At 58.4% G+C, this 18,825-nt stretch carries 16 protein-coding genes and 1 pseudogene; 6 read left to right on the top strand and 11 right to left on the bottom strand.

The features are described 5' to 3' along the window. Together tnpC and NKH57_RS22585 are read left to right on the top strand one after the other, a co-directional pair. Positions 1 to 977: IS66 family transposase (gene tnpC, locus NKH57_RS22590; protein WP_352947436.1), on the top strand; the 977-nt coding region annotated here is incomplete at its 5' end. A 2-nt stretch (positions 978 to 979) separates the two neighbouring features. Next, a complete protein-coding gene (locus NKH57_RS22585) occupies positions 980 to 1,213 on the top strand; it encodes a hypothetical protein (protein ID WP_352873429.1) in 234 nt (77 codons plus the stop codon). Positions 1,214 to 1,230: 17 nt separating this feature from the next. Here the strand turns inward: NKH57_RS22585 and NKH57_RS22580 are convergent, their stop codons facing one another. The 10 genes from NKH57_RS22580 to NKH57_RS22535 form a co-directional block, all read right to left on the bottom strand. Continuing rightward, positions 1,231 to 1,596 carry a winged helix-turn-helix domain-containing protein gene (locus tag NKH57_RS22580; RefSeq protein ID WP_352947433.1) on the bottom strand — a complete coding sequence of 122 codons (366 nt, stop codon included), beginning with the start codon at positions 1,594 to 1,596 and terminating at the stop codon, positions 1,231 to 1,233. Positions 1,597 to 1,630: 34 nt separating this feature from the next. Further along, positions 1,631 to 2,698, bottom strand: coding sequence for a hypothetical protein (locus tag NKH57_RS22575; RefSeq protein WP_352947430.1), 1,068 nt, complete (start codon positions 2,696 to 2,698; stop codon positions 1,631 to 1,633). Position 2,699: 1 nt separating this feature from the next. Further along, a complete protein-coding gene (locus NKH57_RS22570; RefSeq protein ID WP_352947428.1) occupies positions 2,700 to 4,304 on the bottom strand; it encodes a restriction system-associated AAA family ATPase in 1,605 nt (534 codons plus the stop codon). Further along, positions 4,301 to 5,992: a restriction endonuclease subunit S gene (locus NKH57_RS22565; protein ID WP_352947426.1), complete on the bottom strand. Its 1,692-nt coding sequence runs from the start codon at positions 5,990 to 5,992 to the stop codon at positions 4,301 to 4,303. The genes NKH57_RS22570 and NKH57_RS22565 overlap by 4 nt, the downstream gene beginning before the upstream one ends. Next, the gene (locus tag NKH57_RS22560) at positions 5,989 to 7,524 is read right to left on the bottom strand and encodes a class I SAM-dependent DNA methyltransferase (RefSeq protein WP_352947424.1); all 1,536 of its coding nucleotides are present in this window, start codon (positions 7,522 to 7,524) and stop codon (positions 5,989 to 5,991) included. The genes NKH57_RS22565 and NKH57_RS22560 overlap by 4 nt, the downstream gene beginning before the upstream one ends. Positions 7,525 to 7,589: 65 nt before the next feature. After that, positions 7,590 to 11,003 (bottom strand): type I restriction-modification system endonuclease, encoded by a 3,414-nt coding sequence (hsdR, locus tag NKH57_RS22555; protein ID WP_352947421.1) that lies wholly within the window; start codon positions 11,001 to 11,003, stop codon positions 7,590 to 7,592. A gap of 343 nt (positions 11,004 to 11,346) precedes the next feature. Further along, a complete protein-coding gene (gene thcA, locus NKH57_RS22550) occupies positions 11,347 to 11,997 on the bottom strand; it encodes a Thoeris type III anti-phage system protein ThcA (RefSeq protein WP_352947419.1) in 651 nt (216 codons plus the stop codon). Next, positions 11,997 to 13,157, bottom strand: coding sequence for a Thoeris type III anti-phage system protein ThcB4 (thcB4, locus tag NKH57_RS22545; protein ID WP_352947416.1), 1,161 nt, complete (start codon positions 13,155 to 13,157; stop codon positions 11,997 to 11,999). The genes thcA and thcB4 overlap by 1 nt, the downstream gene beginning before the upstream one ends. Next, the gene (locus NKH57_RS22540; protein ID WP_352947413.1) at positions 13,154 to 13,750 is read right to left on the bottom strand and encodes a TIR domain-containing protein; all 597 of its coding nucleotides are present in this window, start codon (positions 13,748 to 13,750) and stop codon (positions 13,154 to 13,156) included. The genes thcB4 and NKH57_RS22540 overlap by 4 nt, the downstream gene beginning before the upstream one ends. A gap of 15 nt (positions 13,751 to 13,765) precedes the next feature. After that, a complete protein-coding gene (locus NKH57_RS22535; RefSeq protein ID WP_352947410.1) occupies positions 13,766 to 14,275 on the bottom strand; it encodes a toll/interleukin-1 receptor domain-containing protein in 510 nt (169 codons plus the stop codon). A gap of 696 nt (positions 14,276 to 14,971) precedes the next feature. Between NKH57_RS22535 and NKH57_RS22530 the strand changes: the two genes are divergently transcribed. Continuing rightward, positions 14,972 to 16,084: a GmrSD restriction endonuclease domain-containing protein gene (locus NKH57_RS22530; protein ID WP_352947408.1), complete on the top strand. Its 1,113-nt coding sequence runs from the start codon at positions 14,972 to 14,974 to the stop codon at positions 16,082 to 16,084. Then, the gene (locus NKH57_RS22525) at positions 16,084 to 16,548 is read left to right on the top strand and encodes a HEPN domain-containing protein (RefSeq protein WP_352947406.1); all 465 of its coding nucleotides are present in this window, start codon (positions 16,084 to 16,086) and stop codon (positions 16,546 to 16,548) included. Before NKH57_RS22530 ends, NKH57_RS22525 begins: the two co-directional genes overlap by 1 nt. Positions 16,549 to 16,979: 431 nt before the next feature. Here the strand turns inward: NKH57_RS22525 and NKH57_RS22520 are convergent, their stop codons facing one another. Then, positions 16,980 to 17,198 carry a hypothetical protein gene (locus tag NKH57_RS22520; protein ID WP_352834168.1) on the bottom strand — a complete coding sequence of 73 codons (219 nt, stop codon included), beginning with the start codon at positions 17,196 to 17,198 and terminating at the stop codon, positions 16,980 to 16,982. Position 17,199: 1 nt separating this feature from the next. Between NKH57_RS22520 and NKH57_RS22515 the strand changes: the two are divergent. Continuing rightward, positions 17,200 to 17,565 (top strand): annotated as a pseudogene (locus NKH57_RS22515) (RpiB/LacA/LacB family sugar-phosphate isomerase); the annotation flags it as partial. 181 nt (positions 17,566 to 17,746) lie between these two features. Then, positions 17,747 to 18,823 carry a sugar ABC transporter substrate-binding protein gene (locus NKH57_RS22510; protein WP_352947403.1) on the top strand — a complete coding sequence of 359 codons (1,077 nt, stop codon included), beginning with the start codon at positions 17,747 to 17,749 and terminating at the stop codon, positions 18,821 to 18,823. The last annotated feature ends 2 nt before the right edge of the window (positions 18,824 to 18,825 follow it).

Here is an 18,825-nt window from a genome sequence, read left to right as displayed (position 1 = left end):
TCAGCCTGTCGACGCTCGCCGACCAGGTCGGCGCCGGCGCCGCGGCGCTGATGCCGCTGTTCAAGCGACTCGAAGCCCATGTGCTGGCCGCGTCACGTCTGCACGGCGACGATACGACGGTGCCGGTCCTGGCCAAGGGCAAGACCGATACCGGCCGATTATGGACCTATGTGCGTGATGACCGACCATTCGGCGGTGTCGATCCGCCGGCGGCGGTGTTCTATTATTCCCGCGATCGCCGAGGCGAACATCCCGCGGCGCATCTCGCCGGCTGGAGCGGCATTCTGCAGGCCGATGCCTATGGCGGTTATGGCGATCTCTATGCGGCGGCCCGTCAGCCGGCGCCTATTCTGGAAGCCAGCTGCTGGGCCCACAGCCGGCGCAAAGTGTTCGAGCTGGCCGATGTCGAAGCGGCGGCGCGCAAGAAGGCGCACGGCGAGAAGCCCAACCTGGTCTATCCGCTGGCGGTCGAAGCCGTGAAGCGCATCGATGCCCTGTTCGATATCGAGCGCGCGATCAACGGCCTGTCGCCGGCCCAACGCCACGCCGTGCGCCAGGAGCGGAGCGTGCCGCTGGTCACCGAGCTCGAGACCTGGTTGATTGAGACGCGCGACAAGCTGTCGCGCGGACATGATCTGACCAAGGCCTTCAACTACATGCTGCGCCGCTGGTCATCCTTCGCCCGGTTCCTCGACGACGGGCGGATCTGCCTATCGAACAATGCAGCCGAGCGAGCCCTGCGCGGCATCGCTCTCGGCAGAAAGTCCTGGCTGTTCTGCGGTTCCGATCGCGGCGGACAGCGCGCTGCCGTTCTCTACAGCCTGATCGTCAGCGCCAAGATGAACGATATCGACCCGCAGGCCTGGCTCGCCGATATCCTGGCGCGCATCGCAGCCCACCCAGCTCATCGGATCGATGATTTGCTGCCGTGGAATTGGAGATCCGCACAACTGCGGACCCAACCAGCGGCGGCCTAATCATGCAGCGCAATAAGGTGCATCACGTCTATACCGTCGACCGTGTCGCCAGGGACCTCGGCGTCAGCGAAGCGCTCATCCAGGACCTGACCCTCGGTCTCGAGCCCGAGGACGGCGTCATCTGGGTGTACGGCGCCAACGATGACGGCGGAATCTTGGCCTTCGCCGATGAAGGCATCGAGGAGGTCAAACTCCTTCTCGAAGAATATCATCGCGTCTCCCCATCGAAAGCTTGACCTCAGCACCGCGGTGCTCAAGGCCGCCGGATACGCACGTCTGCGGTCTTCACCGGATGCGTACGAAACTCCGGCTCCCGCATCAGGAGAGGCACATCGATCCGCTCTGGCTTGGTGTCCAACAGCGCCTTTCCTCGATCTGTCGCGACAAAGCGGCCACGCGCGGGCGAGGAGATCAGGCCAGCCTTGCTCATGTAGAACTTCGCCCAGTGAATGCGGTTGTGCAGCACGCGCTGCCGCCCGCTGGGCAAGAGCTCGTCCCGCTCCTCCGGCGTAAGTTTCAGATCGTCGGCGATCCGCTCCGCGACGTCAGCGACGCGGGATTCGCCGACAGCAGCGATGCGCAGAACCGGGAGCATGAGGCTCTGATAGTCCGGGATCATGATATCGCTCTCCGAAGAGTACCTGTCCGGCGGATCACGCAGATTCGATCAGGAAATTGTGCATTCGATCTCCGCCGACTGGATCGTTAAGCGCATTCTCTACCAGCGCGAAGAAACTAGCCTTCAGCCGAGCGACCGTGGGAAGGCTTTCCATGTCGCATGTAGCCTTGAATTTCGCTATCGCCTCAATCGCTCCGTCCTTCCCTGCGATGTCTATTCCATTTCTCTTCGCATAAACGGTGAAGTGCTTAAGCCACATCTGATATTGCTTCTCGAGAACGTTCGCCCTGATCCGGGCTTCGAGTTTGAAGATGCGCCGCCAGTTTAGAGATTTTAGATCTGGATCGAAGGTTAGCGCCCACGCGGGCCCAGCGCCCCCACCAGGAAGAAGCACTGTGCCATCCAATGACAGTGTAACATGTTCGTTCCCATATGGATCAAAGCACTCCGCTTTTTGGTGTTGTTCATCCAAGAGGATATCCTGGGCACCTTTGTATGAACGATTACAGTTCGTTCCCATCGCTGTCAGATTGCGGAGATTTGCCCCCGCGAAAGGGTATTTCGATACGGCCAAGTAATGGTCGAGATCCGGGTCCACGAGATCCGGATCCGGTGCCTCCATAATTTCAAGCCCGCAGAACGGGCAGCAACCGCTCGCAAAATGATCGTGGACGAGGTGGTGGTAGCGGCCTCTTACAGTTTCACCGCTGCCTGGCGTCTTGAGGTCCGAGAGCTTCCCGAATGCATATTCAAACAGGCTTCGAGCCGCATCGTGAACGGTGGGGAGGGTACCCGCAATGCCGTGAGATGGAGCATTGATGGCAAAGAGTTCAGGGAACTGGTTTTGCCCCGCCAGCGCCAACACAATGTCGTCCCGCTGTTCCGCTTGCAGAGGCCGGCACGTTTCGACAAACGCACCATAAAGGGCCGGAAACTTGTGGCACCGAGCGAATTCCGATTTGTAGGGCTCTGGAACCGACGCCTGGAAGCCGAGTGGCTCTTCACCATGCTGAAGTGCTACCAACGCGTCATGTAGGACTGCCAACAGTGTTGAGCTGAGCCAATTGTCATTTGTGGCCGCGATCGGATACGTGAAGAACATGCTATTTTTGGCTTTTCAGTTCGAATAGGCGGTCCGCGAGCAGCGCTTTCTCGACCGAGGAACCGATCCGAGGCATTTCTTCCTCGATCTCGTTGGCGGATGCGGTCGTTTTCAAGCGGTTGATCTTCTCCTGCGCTAAGTGTGAGATCGGGGGATCAATGTCGAAGCAGTGACTGAGGATGGCGTCGTAGGTCGCCCCGAAGGTTTCGATCTCCGGTTTGCGAGCCGATAATTTTTCGTCTTCCTTGGAAAAAATACGGACCTGCTCACGACGCATGTCAGAGGGAACGAAGGGCGCGTGCGTAGTTAGAATGAACTCTTGTTCGCCCAGTCCCTGTATCGGCAGTTCCATCAGTCTGGTGATCAGCTTGGCGCGCCATTGGGGGTTGAAGTGCGATTCAGGCTCATCGAGAAGGAACAAGGTATTTCTGTCCCGAAACATTGCAACGATCCCGAAAAGCTGGGCCTGTTGATGTTCCCCATCCGAAAGGGAGACATAGTCAAGATCGGACGACGTACCGGATTGCCCCGTTTTCTGAAAGCGAACTTCCTCGATCTTGAAAACCTTCGTCTCATCCTGAGGCTCCGGAAGCTTGGAAGCGAACTTTCGGACCTTGATGTTCCTCCGTAGGCGCTCTCGAGCCTTCTTCGGTATCATGAGGTCGTTCAGCATCGCGAGTTTATGCAGCGACCTGAATAGCCCCACCGTGTCGGACCAGAGTTCACGAAACGCCTTGCGGCTCTCGGCGTCGACCAAGTAGTCGAGCGTGTATACCTCCTGTTTGGGATCGTAGTCCCAACACGTCGCGGCATTGCAAAGGCGTTTGATGTACCCCTCCAACTCGTCAGTTAGTTGAATTCCCTTCCGCAACGATTTTTTTGCTCTGACTTTGGGCGCATCTGGATGGTTGAGTTGGATCACCAACCGGAAAGAATGCAGGGCTGCTAATCCGGCGTGCCGCACCAGGTCGACCCGAAGGTCGTCCGTACCGGACATCAGGTTGGCGATGAGCACCTCGAGATGTGTAGAATAATCTAGCAACACCAGTCTGTTGTCGGGGACAGTCGCATTAGAATCCTTCATCGCGGCGGTCGCGACAGATGCAGCGTAGCCTGATCGGCTGACATAGAAAGGAACGCTCAGGGTTTCATTGTCGCCCGACGTGTACGCCACGACGAGAGGCGGAAGATGTTGTCCAAACTCGATGTCTTGGTTGTCCGCCAACGGACGATAATCGTCGTCCCGTTTGACCTCCATCCGCATCTTGCCGATACGACCTGATGGATCCCGTACCCTACTCAGCTTGACGCGCCGGACGCCCTGGTCTCCTGGCAACTCTACCTCGTAGATGATCTCAAATAGCAGTTCGGGATTGGCCGCCGCCGCCTCTTCCTGAGGGCGATGCTCATGCCATGCGGCCTGAAACAACTCTGCAATGATTTGTAAAAATTGAGACTTCCCGGTGCCGTTCTTTCCCAACAGGCAAATCGGCAAGAAATGTGCATTCTCATGGCCTGTGCGAGGCCGAACTAACTCAATGTCCAAACCGTCCAACAAGCCGCCGCAACTAGCGGCCTCGAAAATCTTCACCCTGACGATCTTCATCGCCTATGCTTTCTGAGCATCATTAACGACCGCGTTTCGTCGAAGACCTGCTGCAACGTCGGCTTGTCATCGGAGATAGAGGCGAACACCGCCTCCTTGAGGTCATCATAGTTGCCCCTGAACTCCCCCCGAAGATCCTGGAAGCTGACCCCCTCTTCTGGCCAATTCTGCATGTTTTCTTTCAGGAATTCTCGAGCCGTCAACATGGCGCTCTTCCGTCTAAATGGTTTCGGTTTTTCTTTCGCCTCCGCCGCGCGCTCGGCGCGGATGCGCGCGAGCAGGCGTTCGGCGGGTTCGTCGTTTTCTACCTGGGGGACCAGTACGCCGCGGAAAGCCTTTGCCAGGATCGCCTCGTCCAGTCTGCCCACCAGCTCCAGCGCGCGCTTTGCCTCTCCCGCCAGCCGGTCAATTCTGGCGAAAGCGGATTCGATGCGGCGGACGATTTCGTGTTGTTCTTCGAGGGGCGCGAGGCATATCTGCATCGCCCGCACCTCGGGGAAATAGATTGTTGTGTGGGTGGTCCCCTTGCCGAACTCTCGGATGTCTTCGCCCTCTGCGATCAACGCGTACATCAAGAACTTTGGCACCAAGGCTTCTGTGCAAGTCCAAGTGACGAAATCCTGGCTTGTCGCCATAGGCTTGCCCATGATCGTCACGTAACCAACGGAGGCCGTTCTAGAAAGGCAGACGGTTCCGGCTGGTAAGAGGCGTGCCGCGGAGTTGGCCAAGCCTTCTTTGTTGGTTGTCTGGATCGTATGTTCGATTACCTTTCCATGATGCGCTCCGGCATCCTTGATTCCGATCCATGGGATGTCACCGCCCCACCACTCGGGGTGCGACCGGCTTGGAGTGTGTCCCGTCTCCTGCCGCGTGATACGATTTAGGGGGACCCACTGCCATTTTGGAGGGGCTTGACGAGTCGAAGTGTTGACCGCCAATGCAGCCTTTCCTTGGATCGCCCTATCGGTTGCCTCCCTGCCGCCTCTGGGCTGATGCGGCGTCGGGGTGCTGGCGATTAGAGCTGATGCAGCCTGGAGGTTTATCTTCTTTGCCCTCCACTCCGATGTCATCCTCCCTAGGAAGGCAGACCTGAGCACGACCTGCCTATAGCGGGACACGAGAATTTCGACGCGTGCGAGTTCGGTGCGGGCGCGGGCGGATTTCGCGTTCAGCGCATCCAGTTTGGCCACGATGCGCTTTTGCTCGGCTAGGGGCGGGAGGGGAAGCTTGAAACTTCGGCACTGAGACAGCGATATATTTACTTGGCCTGCTGAGCCGCGGGTCTCATTGATCACGCTCTTGACACTGTCTCCACCGCAAAGGAAATAGTATAGCCATTCAGACGTAATGGATGCGTTCGGGCGAAAAATCGTCAATGCTTGATTGACGTTCCAAGTCGGGTATGTATCGGGTACTACGGCGACTTTTCCCAGGGGTGGTCCTACGATATTCATCAGCACGTCACCAGGAAATGCCTGTGATTTCGCCATCGAAGAGTGATGAATGTCGACATTGATGAACTGAGGCCTGTACTCAAAGTCGATCTTCTGACCAACGATGTTGTACACCTTCAGAAACGGCACGCCGGGCCTGTCAATAAAGCCCTCTTTGGGAGTGCCTCCACTTTGCACCAAGTCACAGATTTCAGAGGCTTCGTATTCGACCCACCCCCTCGGCAGCCCGGTCATTCCGCCGCCTCCGGAATCTCATCGGCCAGTTCCGCCATCAGCGCCTCGATCTCCAGCGTTGCGGCCTGCAGATGGCCGAGGATGGCGGCGGCGATATCCTCGGGCTCGATCAGGCCTTCTTCGGCCTCGTCCTCCGCCTCGCGCAGCCAGGCGACATCGAGATTGTCGCCACGCTTGGCAATATCGTTGCGGGCGAATAGGCGCCAGCGGCCGGTCTCGCCTTCGTCGGGGCCACGCTCGGCGCCAAAGGGGTCGTTTCCGAAGGCCTTTTCGAACTTCTCGAAATGGGCGGCCGTCAACGGCGTGGTTTTGCCGAATTTCGGCATCTGGGCGCGAAGGTCGTAGATCGACACGGCCTTGGTGTTGCCTGTCTCGGTCTTGCCGCGCGTCAGGAAGATGACGTTGGTCTTCACCCCCTGCGCATAAAAGATGCCCGTCGGAAGCCGCAGGATGGTGTGCAGGTTACACCAGTTCATCATCATCTGGCGAAGCTGCTTCCCTCGTCCGTCTTCGAACAGAACATTGTCCGGCACGACGATGGCCGCGCGACCACCAGGCTTCAGGGCGCGAATGCAGTGCTCAACGAACGGAAGCTGATAGGACGAGACACTAGCCGTTACGGAGAGATCGTCCCGCGTCGGCGCGCCGCCTGCCGGGCCAAAGGGAGGATTGGTGAGGATGAGGTTGGCGCGGCCGAGGCTCTTGCCCTTGTCCGACAGGGTGTCCCCCAGATCGACATGATCGCTGTCCAGGTCGTGGAGGTAGAGGTTCATCAAGAGCAGGCGCAGCGTGCCCGGGACGTTTTCCATGCCGTGGAAGGCATGGTGCTTTTGGAACTCCTGCTCCTTCTCTCCGAGATCAAAATAGTTGTCGGTGCGTGCGCGCATATAGCGGTCTGCGGCGATCAGAAAACCGCCCGTGCCCGCCGCGGGATCCTGGATGACCTCACCCGGCTTCGGCTGCATGAGGCGCACGAGGAGCTCGATCAGCACGCGCGGGGTGAAGTACTGCCCGGCACCGCGTTTGGTCTCTTCAGCATTCTTCTGCAGCAGGCCTTCATAGAGATCGCCGAACTGGTCGCGCTCCTCGGAAAACCAGTCCAACTCGTCGATGGCGGTCACCAGCGTCGTCAGGTTCTGCGGTTCGCGGATGAAGGTGGAGGCGTTGTCGAAGATCTCCTGCACCATCTCCGGCAGGGGTCTCGCATCGGCATAGCGCTTGCGCTCCTCCGGCGAAGCCCCATCGGTGGGAGGCAGAACCAGGGCGTCCTCCTTGCCGAGACGGGTGCTGGTGGCACCGAGCGTCACCAGGACCTTGCGGTAGTGCTCCAGCTTGGCGAGGCCGTTCGTCGCCACCAGATCTGTCCAGCGCATGCCCTTAGGCAGGCTGCCCGTCTCGCGGTTGCGCTCTGCCATCATCTTGAGGAACAACAAGTAGGTCAGCTCGGTGACATACTGCTGATAGGTGATGCCGTCCTTCCTGAGGACGGTGCAGAGGCGCCAGAGTTTCTGGACGATGGCATTGGCATTCATGGTTGCGGCGCAGCCTGTCTCTTGTTGGGTCGCATGCTTGTAAGGGATGAGCGATCTGGGTCAACTCATGCCGCGGAAGGGCCCCAGATTGCCTCGTTGAATTGGTGCAGCACATCGTCCAGCGCGCCGTCGAACTCCTGTGAGATTCGCTTGAAGCCGCCCTTGTCGGCGAAGACGCCTTGGTCAAGCAGCGTGGGATCGGCCACGGGCTTGTCCTTTAGCGCCCGGCCGATACGGCGCAGCCAGTCCTTCTGCTTCGGCGTCCATGTGCGGGACTTTTCGATGGCGAGGATCGCCCGCTCGACACGTGTCGCGTAGGGCACCAGCGGATCGCCCAATGCGGCCTGCCGGACGAAGCCGATGATGTGGGCGGCGATGTCGGCGTTGCGCGCCTTGCCATAGGCCGCACGCAACATGGATTCGGAGTAGTTGCCCTCGTCGAGCAGACCAGCCAGTTCCGACAGCTCCCGTCGTGTCAGGTCCCGCGGCCGCTGCGTGACGGCGATCAGTGCCGGAACCTGGTTCATGTTCTCGCGGACGAAACGCTCGAAGCCGGAAATGTAATCTTCGGGCGTGGTGTTCTTGCCGAAGATCTCCTCGATGCGCAGCAGCTCGTCCTCATGCGTCGAGATCACCACGCCGTCGTTATTGCGGACCGTGCTGCCGGAAGGGCGACGCTCCAGGATTTCAACCGCGCGCGGATGCGCCGAGAGCCAATCGGCAAGATCCGCCCCGCTCCGGGTAGCCAGCCGTTGGATGGCAGGCTCTGCCTGTTCGCCTGTGTGGCGTTCGAAGCTCTCGCGGGTTTCGGAGTCCATGCGCTTGGCAAGCGCACGCATGCGAACGATCACCTGGCCCGCAACCCAGCGCCTTTCCTCATCGTCCGCCGCCTCACCGAGATCGGTGACGAGCTGGCCGAGCGAGATATCCGGTTTCAGCACCACCGGGCGCATGTCGGTCATCTCTTGCAGCTCGGCATAAAGGTCGACGGCGTCGAAGATACGGAAGTGCTCCTTGCCGATCTCGGGGCAAAGCCGGGTCGCACGGCCGATCATCTGGTCGTAAAGGATTCGGCTTTTCACCCGCCGCACAAAGACGAGGTTGGAGATCGCTGGAACATCAATGCCGGTGGTGAGGAGGTCGACAGTGACGACGTACTTCGGGAGAGGATCGTTCTTGAACCGCAGGATCAGCTCGTCGGCCTTGTCGATCGTGCCAGTGATCTTCGCCACCATCTCGTGAGGGATGGCGTCCTTGCCGTACTCATCCTGCAGTTCCTCGGTCAGGAGCCGCACGATGTCGTCAGCATGGGTGTCGCGGGCGGCAAAGATCAGCGTCTTACCAGGCTTGTCCGGGGGGATCTCGGTCGCAATGGCTCGGCAGACGATGCGGTTGAAGGACTCCGAGTAGACGCGCCTGTTGAAGTCGGCGAGATCATAGTCGAGGGACACGTCGTCGGGCAGAGCGAAGAGGTCAATCTGTCCGGTCTTGCGATCGACGATTTCGACTTCTTCGCCGCCCTCGAAATGAATGCCCGCTTCCGAGAGCGCTGTCGTGACGCGCCGCGGCGGCAGGTGGTCGGTGAGATAGCCTTCGACGACCGCCTGGCGGTATCCATAATGGAAGACTGGGTGTCCGAAGATCTCGCGCGTGTGGAGCGCGGGCGTCGCGGTGAGCGCAATCTTCACCGCGTCAAAATAGTCGAGAATCTGGCGGTAAGCCGACTGGTAATCCTCGAGATTCCGAAAGCCGATGTCGCTCTCGCTTAACTCGGCATCGAGCGTGTAGCCGCGATGAGCCTCGTCAACGATGATGCAGTCGAATGTACCTGGAGTGGGTCGCTGCGAAACGTCCGGCTCATTCAGGATGCGGGCGATCAAGGACTGCACGGTCGCCACCTGAACCTGATCTTCCGGTTCCGGAACCTTCCTATCGAGGCCTGCCACCTTGTAGATCTGAGCGAAATTCAGGAGCCCCTCGATCTCGGTTGTTTCTAGCGCATCGCCCGCCTGTTTGCCGAGAGCTTTGCGATCGACCAGGAAGAGGATGCGCCGGAAGCGCTTATGCTTGAGGAGGCGATACATAAGCGCGATAGCCGTACGGGTCTTGCCTGTCCCCGTGGCCATTGAGATCAGAATTTGACGCTGGCCCGCCTCAACGGCGTGTTCGATCGCGGCGACAGCATCTTCCTGGTAGGGGCGAAGCTTGCCCTTGCCTAGGCTTTCCTCAGCAAGCCCGCGAACGGCGGCATCGACGTCGGTCCGCAGCTTGGCGACAAGATCGTTAGGGGAAAACCACTGCGGCAGAGCCACAGGATGGTTGGTCTCTCGTCGCACGTCCCGGTACCAGATGCCGGATTTCGTAAGCCATTGCCGGACAAAGGGGCGACCGTTGGTGGCGAAGACGAAAGGAACGCGAAACGGCTCGTCGAGTCCGTGCTGCCATGGCCCGTCTGGTTGTTGCTGCCCCGGCGCAAGCAGGATGGTTCGGGCATAGCGTTCAGCCTGGACGAGGGTGGAAGGGACGTCAAAAGACCCGCGCTTGGCCTCGACCACGCCGATGCAGACCATGCCGACGAAAAGGGCATAGTCGACGCTTCCGCCCACGCAAGGCCATTCGGCGATAGCCAATGCCCGTCCGTCTTCCGGTCGTGTGCCAGCGGAATGGCGCAAGGCGTCCGAATCGGCTTCCCACCCCATCTCGCTCAGCTGAACATCGATCAGAAGGCGCGTCTGCTGCTCGTCGAGCTCGACCCGACTTGCTGCTTCGAAGCCTGCCTGTTTCAACTCTAGCCGCTGCTGCTCGGGCACGGTCTCGGCCGTCGCCTGAAGCTCCGACAGCCTGCGTGTCAGTTCAGCCTGGTTGGCTTCGAGTTCGACCGCCGTCTGTTCCCAGACGGCGCTTTCTTCGGAGGCTTGGCGCGCGAGTTCCTCTGCCGCTGCGCGAGCCTTGGAGAGGTCCTCGGCCGAGGCTTCGAGTGTTCGAAGCCGTTCCTCTGATTCCCTCACTTGCTGACGCAGTTTGTCCAGTTCCTGTCGCGTCGAATCGTCGGTGTCCTTCGAGGGCTTCGGAGGAACGAAGGGCCCCGGCTTGAACTGCGGGTCGCTACCGTATGTTCGCCGATACCAGACGCCGAGTGTCCGGCAGAATTTAAGCGCGGCCAAGGCCTCCGCTGGGGTTCCCCCGAAGTCGTGATTGGCTTCGTTCCCGCTCTTGCGGATGGCATGGAAGATGTCACCAATCTCGCGCGGAACGATCTGCGCAGCCCGAAGGCGCCGCAGCAGTTCGAACGTTGTTTCACGACGATCCGGATTATAGGCCCCGGAGAGCGCCGCAATCTCCTTAACCATGTATTCGCCAAATTGGCGGCTCTTGACCAGCGAGGTATTAGCGTCCAGCGCAAAGAATCGCTCGGCAAGTACAGCGAGACGATGGAGTTCAGGACTGAGCTCCTTCAAGTAATCGAAGTTGGCCGACAATGCCCCACTCACATGCATTCTATGCCCCGCACCTTGACGATGGCACATCTCACAAAGGTAGGCAAACAAGCGCCGCAGCCACTAGCTGATGATGGAGTGGATCGTTGCTACCACTCGCTGTTCGTCCGTAACGTCCGGTTTCGGCCCCGGCTACGTTTACCCATTCGTCTCACATGTGGCGCGTGCCCCCATCTGCTTCGCGCCAGCGTACAGTCCGCTTTCGGGCGAAGGCAAAGTTTGCCAATAGGTCTGACTTGGGCGCAATGCTGCCCGGCAGCATTGGGGCACGTTAGCGGACTGTCCGCTTCTCAATCACGGTTGGCGATAAGCTGCCATTCGCCATCTAGTTCGCAGGTCGCCAGAACCGCTCCTCGACGACCGCTGGTTGATCTCCAGGAACTCTGAAGCGCTCCTCTCTCACGGAAATGCCGAGGTGCTCGTGGAACAGCGCGACGTAATCGCGTTGGTCCTGGAAGTCAGACGGCACCTTGCCTAGCTTGCCGGCTACGTCGAGGGATGCTCCTCCGGTAGAGGTCACCGGGATGACTTTCGCATGCGGCTGAAGTTGCCTGAACATCTCGTATTCCGCGACGATTCCGCCCATGCCGCCGATGAAGACCGCCGCCCTGAACTCGTGCTCCTCGAACATGCGTTGCCGCATGAGCCTCAAACTCGCCTCACGATCATTATTGAGCCTCTCCGTGAAAACGACATTCCGGAAGCGCTTGTTGTCTTCAGGGAACTCGTCCTTGAAAAACTCGGACTGATAAAGCGTCACCCATTCCGCGTAGTTGATGCTCATGCCCTCGGACATGACGAAGATCATTGGAGTGATCGCCGGATGGCCGCCCCAGATAAGGCGCCTGCGCCCCAGCGCCACGTATACGAGAGCGGACACCGCGGCGGTTATGGCAACGGTATCTGCTGTCGCCGCGAATTCCGGGCCACGCCGCGGATCGGGAACCCCCGCCGATAAGAAGATCGCGTCAGCCATTAGTCGTCCATACCTGCCAAGGCCCATCCTGCCTCGGACACCCGTATCGTCTTCACTGCCTTAATCTGGTCGTCCAACCACGCGAGATGCGCAATCCAACTATCGCGAATTCCGATGTGATCGTAAACAAGTACGGGCACCCCGCCCTGTTCGGCCTTCTTTGCCTTCGTGGCGACGTCGTTCAAGGTCTCGGCCGATGGGATACCAACGATCGGATAAGCCCAGATAAGGCGATCGTTCAGCAGCCGCACGGCAATTGCCCGGTGGGCGCCCACAGCTTCGACCGCGGCGCCGATTTTCTCGACGTCCGCCCTAAGCTTGCCTGTGATCGACATGTATCGCGCGGCGATGCTCATGCTCCGGAGTCGCTCGACGCGAAGCACGATCGAATCTGCCGTTGCATCGACGATCGGGCCATCAGGACCGAGGAGTTCTTCAGGATCGAGATATACAGTCTCAGCCATATCCATCAGACGACTCGGCGTATGCTCCGGCCAGATGACACGAATGACTTGAATCTCCTTCGCCCGAGCACGACCAATCTCCTGCCGCGTCCATCGGCTCGCGAAGTAGCTGGGGGTATCAAGCATAACGACAACGTCAGAGTCGACCAGCCGATGCCACAGCACATCCTGGAAAGGTTCGCCGGGGCGTATGTCATGCGTGTCGAGGAAGACGTCGAACCCACGAGAGTTGAGGAGGTCATGAAGCTGCAACGCCGCCGCTCGGGACTCCGTTCGTCTGTAGCTGACAAAAACCCGGCGCTGCGCACGCAGAAGGCCAACGCATTCCAAGGCAACTCCCGAAAGCTCCGTCAGAGCCGGATCGTCGGACCGGCGTCTCAGCCCGTTCGCGAACTGCAGCGAGGGCGGGATCGCAGCGCCAAAATCGCCCAAGTGATCGACCGTAGGGATGATTGGCAAGCTTGCATCTTTGAGTTCGTTTGCCACGTCGACATCGAGTTCCTTGTCACCGCCGAAATAAACGGCCGCAAAAGCGTTTCGTGGATCTCGCTTCCGAACGGACTGGCCGTCATGAAGCAGAACTTCCGTCCCGACCGACAAGCCAAAATCCGCGATCATTTCTCCGATCGTGGCCGCGAGCACGATGCGTTCTTTCTCGGTCGGCGATCCAAGTATTGCTAGTTCGTAGAAGCTCATCGACCTGCGAGCCCCGCGGCGGTTTCAATCCATCCGCCTATGTTCTGATGTCCGCGCTGCTGCGTGTAGTCATATGCCATACAGTGCTTCGAGATCTGGACGACGCCCGCCTTGGGAGCAGCGAACCATAAGTCACGCTCTGGGACGGCGCGTGTATAGTCGGAATAAGACACCCACTTTCCGCCTTTCCACTCGGCGAGATAGATGGAGCCACCGCTCCGGTAGACACCCATCTGCGCCAGTGGATCGAGTCCCTTGGTAGAAGTGTATCCGCTCCTGTCCTTGACACCATGGATGTAGACCGTCAGCAAACCGTTGCCCTTGATGATGCTGCGCGCGATCTCGTAGCGCACCCAGCGCCTCCGCCAAGTGTCCGTTCCAGTCAGGACGCAAGTCACCGATGTATTCTCGAGTCCTTTGCGGAGAAAGGCCTTAAGCGTGTCGTCATTTTCGCGTTTGGAAGCCTCGAACACGCTTCTATCGAAAAATCCGACGCTGACATGGTCAGGCTTCGCCACCCATGAATTGCGAACATTCCACCCACGCCAGACGTCGGATAGATAGTGGAAGGAAAAGAAGGTTTTACGCGCCAATGGCTATTTTCCTACTCAGGGCGTCTGACTGCCGTAAAGGCGGATACCCTTCCCCGCCACGTCGAAGCTCCCAATCCCGCCAGTCGGAACCTTATCGAGATGTCGGTAGAGCTCCAGATATTCATTGCCGTGCGTGACGCCCCGGCCGTCGCGTGTCGGAATGACAAGGATGCGATTCAGGATTTTGACTCCGTCCGCATACCCGACCTCCCAAGGACACCAACGGCTGCCCATGGAATTCTGGGTCGCGAGTAAGAAGAACATCTCGAGGTCACGTATCTTCGCCTGGATCTTTTCCGCTGTTCGGCGATCCGGTCGCTCCGGCATCGTCCCGTCTTCCCAGTCGATGTAGACCTCCCATCCATTTCTGTGGAGGTAGCCCTGCAATCCTTTGGCGAGTTCGGCGTCAAGGTGGCTGTGACACAAAAACGCCGTACGTTTGTTTTGCGCCCGCCCTTCGCTCGCTGATTTCCTTACCGTCGAGTAGCTCGCCGAGCTACGAATGTCGTTTTGGTCAATGGCCATGTAATCCCCGCGCTCTAGCAAGGGTTCTTGCCTGATTCGGCACCCTCAGGCGAGCTCCCTATCTCGATCTTAAAGCGAAATTGTCCGTCTGCGACCACAAAGTGGATCAAACCAAATAGTCGGAAGCAAAATGTTATTTAACGCAGAATCAGGTTTGAATTCATGCTAAGTTTTTGGGTAAATATTTCTCTGAGCTTCTTTTTGGGATCTGACACAATCGACTCTATTGCAATTCGCATCGAATAGGATGACCGATCAAAAATCGGCTTGGCAGAGAGCAGTCCAACAGCCTGTTACGGAAGGGCCGTAATTCCAATCTGCGAACGTATGCTTCAAGACAAGCTAGCTGACTGTTAAAGGTCCGGGATTGGGCGCATTGCTGCCTGGCAGCCCTGGGCCGGAAGCGAACTGGCCGCTTTCAGGCGTCGATCAAGGGTTGGTGGAGTCGCCAGCGTCAACTTCCGAACGCATTGTTGCCGCTCGTAGTGTCTCTATTGCAGCCCGAGACTTGCCGCTCGTCCAGTTTCGCGAAACAGCGGAATTGTGGACTATTCGGTCTGGCTACTATCCCTTGGCGATTGTCGCGAAGCCGCTTTCGCGATGATCGACAATACCTTAGCAGATTCTAGGTTCTCCTTGCGGCGAGGGACGGGGTGTGGTGTGTGTAATCTAACCATTCTTTTGAGGACGTAGTTCGTGAGCATCGGCGCGCTAAATGACATCCGAGACGATGACGTTCGAAAGGACGAGTATGATCTGGCGCTGGAAGAAGGCATCGATGACGAAACGCTTCGCGACGATCCGGGGGCAACCAAATTCAGCATCTCAAGCTACGGAGCCGACTACACAGTAGACAGCCTCGTCAAGCGGATGCGCGGGGGAGCGTTCCGCATCCCAGAATTCCAACGCCAGTTCGTCTGGACCCCAAAACACGCCTCGAAATTCATCGAATCCCTGCTCATGGGCTTACCAGTTCCGGGTGTCTTTCTCTACAAAGAGGCTGATACGAACGAGCATCTGGTGATCGATGGACAGCAGCGCCTTCGAACACTGGAAGCGTTTTACGACGGCGTCCTCCGCGGCAAAGAATTCAAGCTTCAAGGCGTTCGCGAGCCTTGGGTCAATCAAACTTATAAGACGCTCGACCCCGCCGACATTCTGAAGCTCGATGACTCGATCGTCCATGCCACGATTTTTAAGCAAGACAAGCCGGAAGACGTACTAGACAGCATCTACTTTGTATTCGAGCGCATCAACACGGGTGGTATCCGCCTGTCGCCGCAGGAAATCCGCAATTGCATAAGCCTCGGCCCGTTCATTGAGCGCGTGCACCAATTGAATACATTCCCTCCATGGCGTTCGGTGTTCGCCAGCCAAAACAACCGCGCGAAGGACGAAGAGTTGATTGTGCGTTTCTTCGCGATGTATCGTGACGGAGACAAATACACCCGACCGATGAATGGCTTCCTGAACAAGTTTTCTGCCGCCATGAATAAGGTCGGAAAGGACGAGCTAGACCGGCTGTCGAAGGTTTTCCAGACTACGATCGGTAAAGTTAACACGGCGATAGGCGCACGTGCCTTCCGCATCATCCGCTCGCTTAACGCTGCTGCCTTCGATGCGGTAATGGTCGGGTTGGCGAAACGCCTTGATGCCGGCCCAGCCCCCACAGACAACGATGTTGGCGCAGCGTACGATAAGCTGATCGCGGATGATGAGTTCAAACAAGCTTGCGAGCGAGCAACTGCCGACGAGGAGAATGTGCGTAAGCGCTTGGCGCTCGCCACTGCCGCTTTCGCAGGCATCTAGTGCAGCACTCGATCGAGAGCCGTCAACGGAAGCTCGATACCTTCTTTGGGCGCGCTAACGCCGTGAAGGACGACGAGCTCAAGTCGGATATGGCGCGCTACGGCATTGTGCTGGTGTGCGGCTATGTCGAGCGGTGCGTCGAAGTCATCATTCTCGATAGGCTGACCACGCGAGCACAGCCACAAGTGCTGCAATTCATTAAGACGCATTTCAAGAAGGGAACGAACTATGACTGCGAAGCAATCTGCCAACTACTGATCCGCTTCGACCAATCCTGGTCAAATGCTTTTCGAACGACGATCGAAGCGAACGAGCAATGGGACGCTTCGCTCACCTCGGCTTACGCCATCCGCAACTCAATCGCCCATGGAGGGGAAGGAAACAAAGGCTTGCCAGGTGTCGAGGCGTTCTATTCCGACTGCAAGAGTATCGTCGCCGCCCTCATCGAGGCTACAAAGAAATAGAACGAGACTCAAATGTGACGGGCTCACTATCGAGTAGCGAGCGGTCTATAGGACAAAGCCAGCAGGACGGCGAGACCTGCGCTGGAAGCAGCATCGTGTCGTATTGCTGCCGAGAACCAGTACCGGAGGAAAGGCAGCCTTCACAAAATAACCACCCACGCAGTCCGTCCGCAAGCCACCTCATGTTGGCCATCGACCCCCCTCGGTGGGTATGGCAGTTTTTGGAAGATGAGTGTCCGGCCCTTGAGCGTCCGAAACAAGGCGCGAAGCTGACGCCAGCGGCGAATTTGAACCGAATACCCCGTCATCCCAGGTTCATGATTTGTGCTTCGAAAGTCGCATAAAAGGCAGTCTGGAACGTTGCAGCCCGGAGGTATTGAAGCGGCCATAGTTTCGGTGTGATGGCAAGCTTGGGAGCATCTGCGGCTTCATCAAGAGCGATCCTGGAATCGGTCCCAGCCGTGCATACGGTTGGCGACCTGCACCGCGATCGGATGGAACGGGACCGGCTTCATATTGGTGACCGGAAGCGACATCTGCTCATTCGTGCGCCGACCTGCCGCCCAGCGACCGATTTCCTGGCCAAGCGACATGGAGAGTGCCACACCGCGACCCGAATAGACGCCACCAAAGACAAGGCCGGGCGCCAACGCCGGCGTCTCGGTAACGGATCTAAGCCAGCCTGGCCTTTACGCCGACATCTTGCAGAGGCTTGCTCAACGGGTTGTCGATGGCGAATTCGAGCGCGGTTTGCTGTTCTGCGGAACCGGCATCGGAGTTTCGATTTCCGCCAACAAGGTGCCGGGAATACGTGCCGCCCTGACCCACGACACCTATTCGGCAGAACGGGCCGCCAAGTCCAACAACGCTCAGATCATCACCATGGGCGCACGCGTGATAGGGCCCGAACTGGCGAAAGCGATTGTCGACAAATATCTGGCCTCCAGCTTCGACCCTGCCGGCGCTTCGGCGGAGAACGTCAAGGCGGTCGACCGCCTCGACCAGATCAAGCGCTAGTCTCCGGCGATCACGGGCAATTGGCTGACCGAACCTCTGACAGAGGTACGCGGAAGGCCATCGATCTTTGCCCTCCAGTCCGTCACGCTCTATCGCACGACCGGTTCAATCGGGAGCCGGAGCAAACCTGCGTCGGCATAGAGTTATGCTTAAAAATGAACAAAATCAGCCCATAATTTAGATGAAGATAGACATATTGGTGGAGATGGCGTATCGTCAGATGGAGGCTGACTTCGGGAGGGCCTCGACACCCAGGGAGGAGATAAAAATGAAATCGAAGCTGGTTTTGCACGCTTCCGTCGCGACCTTGCTTGCGGCAGGCTGCTGCGTTGCCTTTGGCGCTTTTGCAGGTGAAAAGCCCAAGGGGCTGATGCTCTTTTCGTACCTCGGCGATCAGGCCTATGTTCGCCAGTACAATGTCGCCAAAGGCCGGGCAGGCAAAATTGAAGATGTCCAGATCGACGTCAAATCGGGTACCTCGCGCGGCGACGTCAATTTCTTCATTCAGGAAATCGTCAACGCCCCCGCTGAAGGCTACAACGTTATCGGCGTCAACACCGGTGCCACCTCCAAGGAACTGGTAAGCGCGCTCAACGATGCGACCAAGCAAGGCATCAAGGTGCTGTCCTTCGACGGCGCGCCACCGCCGATCGACGACCTGACGGCGCAGGTGAATTATGATCCCGTCGGGGCCGAGAAGGCAGTCGTGCAGGAGTTTGCCAAACAACTCCCTGCGGGAGGCGAGATTGGCGTCATCCGCTGTATTGCGGGCCTGGCGGATACCGACGCGTTCATCAATGCTTTCAAGGATGCGTTGAAAGGTACGAAGTTCAGCATCGTTGCCGAGGGCGACGCCCGTTGCGACCCCGAGAAATCGCGCACGATCGCCGAGGGCATGTTGAACGCGCATCCAAATCTGGTCGGCATCTACGATATCTTTGACGTCTCGGCACAGGGCACGCTGCAGGCGCTCGAGGCAACCGGCTCCAATGTCATCGTTGGTTCGGTCGGCGGCCAGGAGTACGCGCTGAAGGCGATCGCTAAGGGCAACAAGAACTGGAAGTTCACGGTCCCTTACCCGTTCGAGGTGATCGCCAGAACAGCCACGGACACCACTGCTGACCTGGTGCGCGGTAAAAGCGTTGAAAAGCTTGTGGTGGTGCCGGCGCAGCCCGTCCAAACCTCGGAGAATGCTGGCGGCATGCTGAAGACGGTCTCCGACGTGGTGGCCGGCAATGTTGATGACGTCGTGAAATAGCG

Origin of the sequence: Mesorhizobium sp. M1050 (genome assembly GCF_040318715.1) — a bacterium.
Lineage (GTDB): Bacteria > Pseudomonadota > Alphaproteobacteria > Rhizobiales > Rhizobiaceae > Mesorhizobium.
This window is presented reverse-complemented; position numbering and strand designations above follow the sequence as displayed.

What these genes read in the sequence shown, in the direction of transcription:
- thcB4 (WP_352947416.1), bottom strand. Translation starts at nt 13,157, where the DNA reads ATGAGCTTCTACGAACTAGCAATACTTGGATCGCCGACCGAGAAAGAA.
- NKH57_RS22585 (WP_352873429.1), top strand. Translation starts at nt 980, where the DNA reads ATGCAGCGCAATAAGGTGCATCACGTCTATACCGTCGACCGTGTCGCC.
- NKH57_RS22510 (WP_352947403.1), top strand. Translation starts at nt 17,747, where the DNA reads ATGAAGATAGACATATTGGTGGAGATGGCGTATCGTCAGATGGAGGCT.
- NKH57_RS22570 (WP_352947428.1), bottom strand. Translation starts at nt 4,304, where the DNA reads ATGAAGATCGTCAGGGTGAAGATTTTCGAGGCCGCTAGTTGCGGCGGC.
- NKH57_RS22575 (WP_352947430.1), bottom strand. Translation starts at nt 2,698, where the DNA reads ATGTTCTTCACGTATCCGATCGCGGCCACAAATGACAATTGGCTCAGC.
- NKH57_RS22535 (WP_352947410.1), bottom strand. Translation starts at nt 14,275, where the DNA reads ATGGCCATTGACCAAAACGACATTCGTAGCTCGGCGAGCTACTCGACG.
- NKH57_RS22580 (WP_352947433.1), bottom strand. Translation starts at nt 1,596, where the DNA reads ATGATCCCGGACTATCAGAGCCTCATGCTCCCGGTTCTGCGCATCGCT.
- NKH57_RS22560 (WP_352947424.1), bottom strand. Translation starts at nt 7,524, where the DNA reads ATGAATGCCAATGCCATCGTCCAGAAACTCTGGCGCCTCTGCACCGTC.
- thcA (WP_352947419.1), bottom strand. Translation starts at nt 11,997, where the DNA reads ATGGCTGACGCGATCTTCTTATCGGCGGGGGTTCCCGATCCGCGGCGT.
- NKH57_RS22565 (WP_352947426.1), bottom strand. Translation starts at nt 5,992, where the DNA reads ATGACCGGGCTGCCGAGGGGGTGGGTCGAATACGAAGCCTCTGAAATC.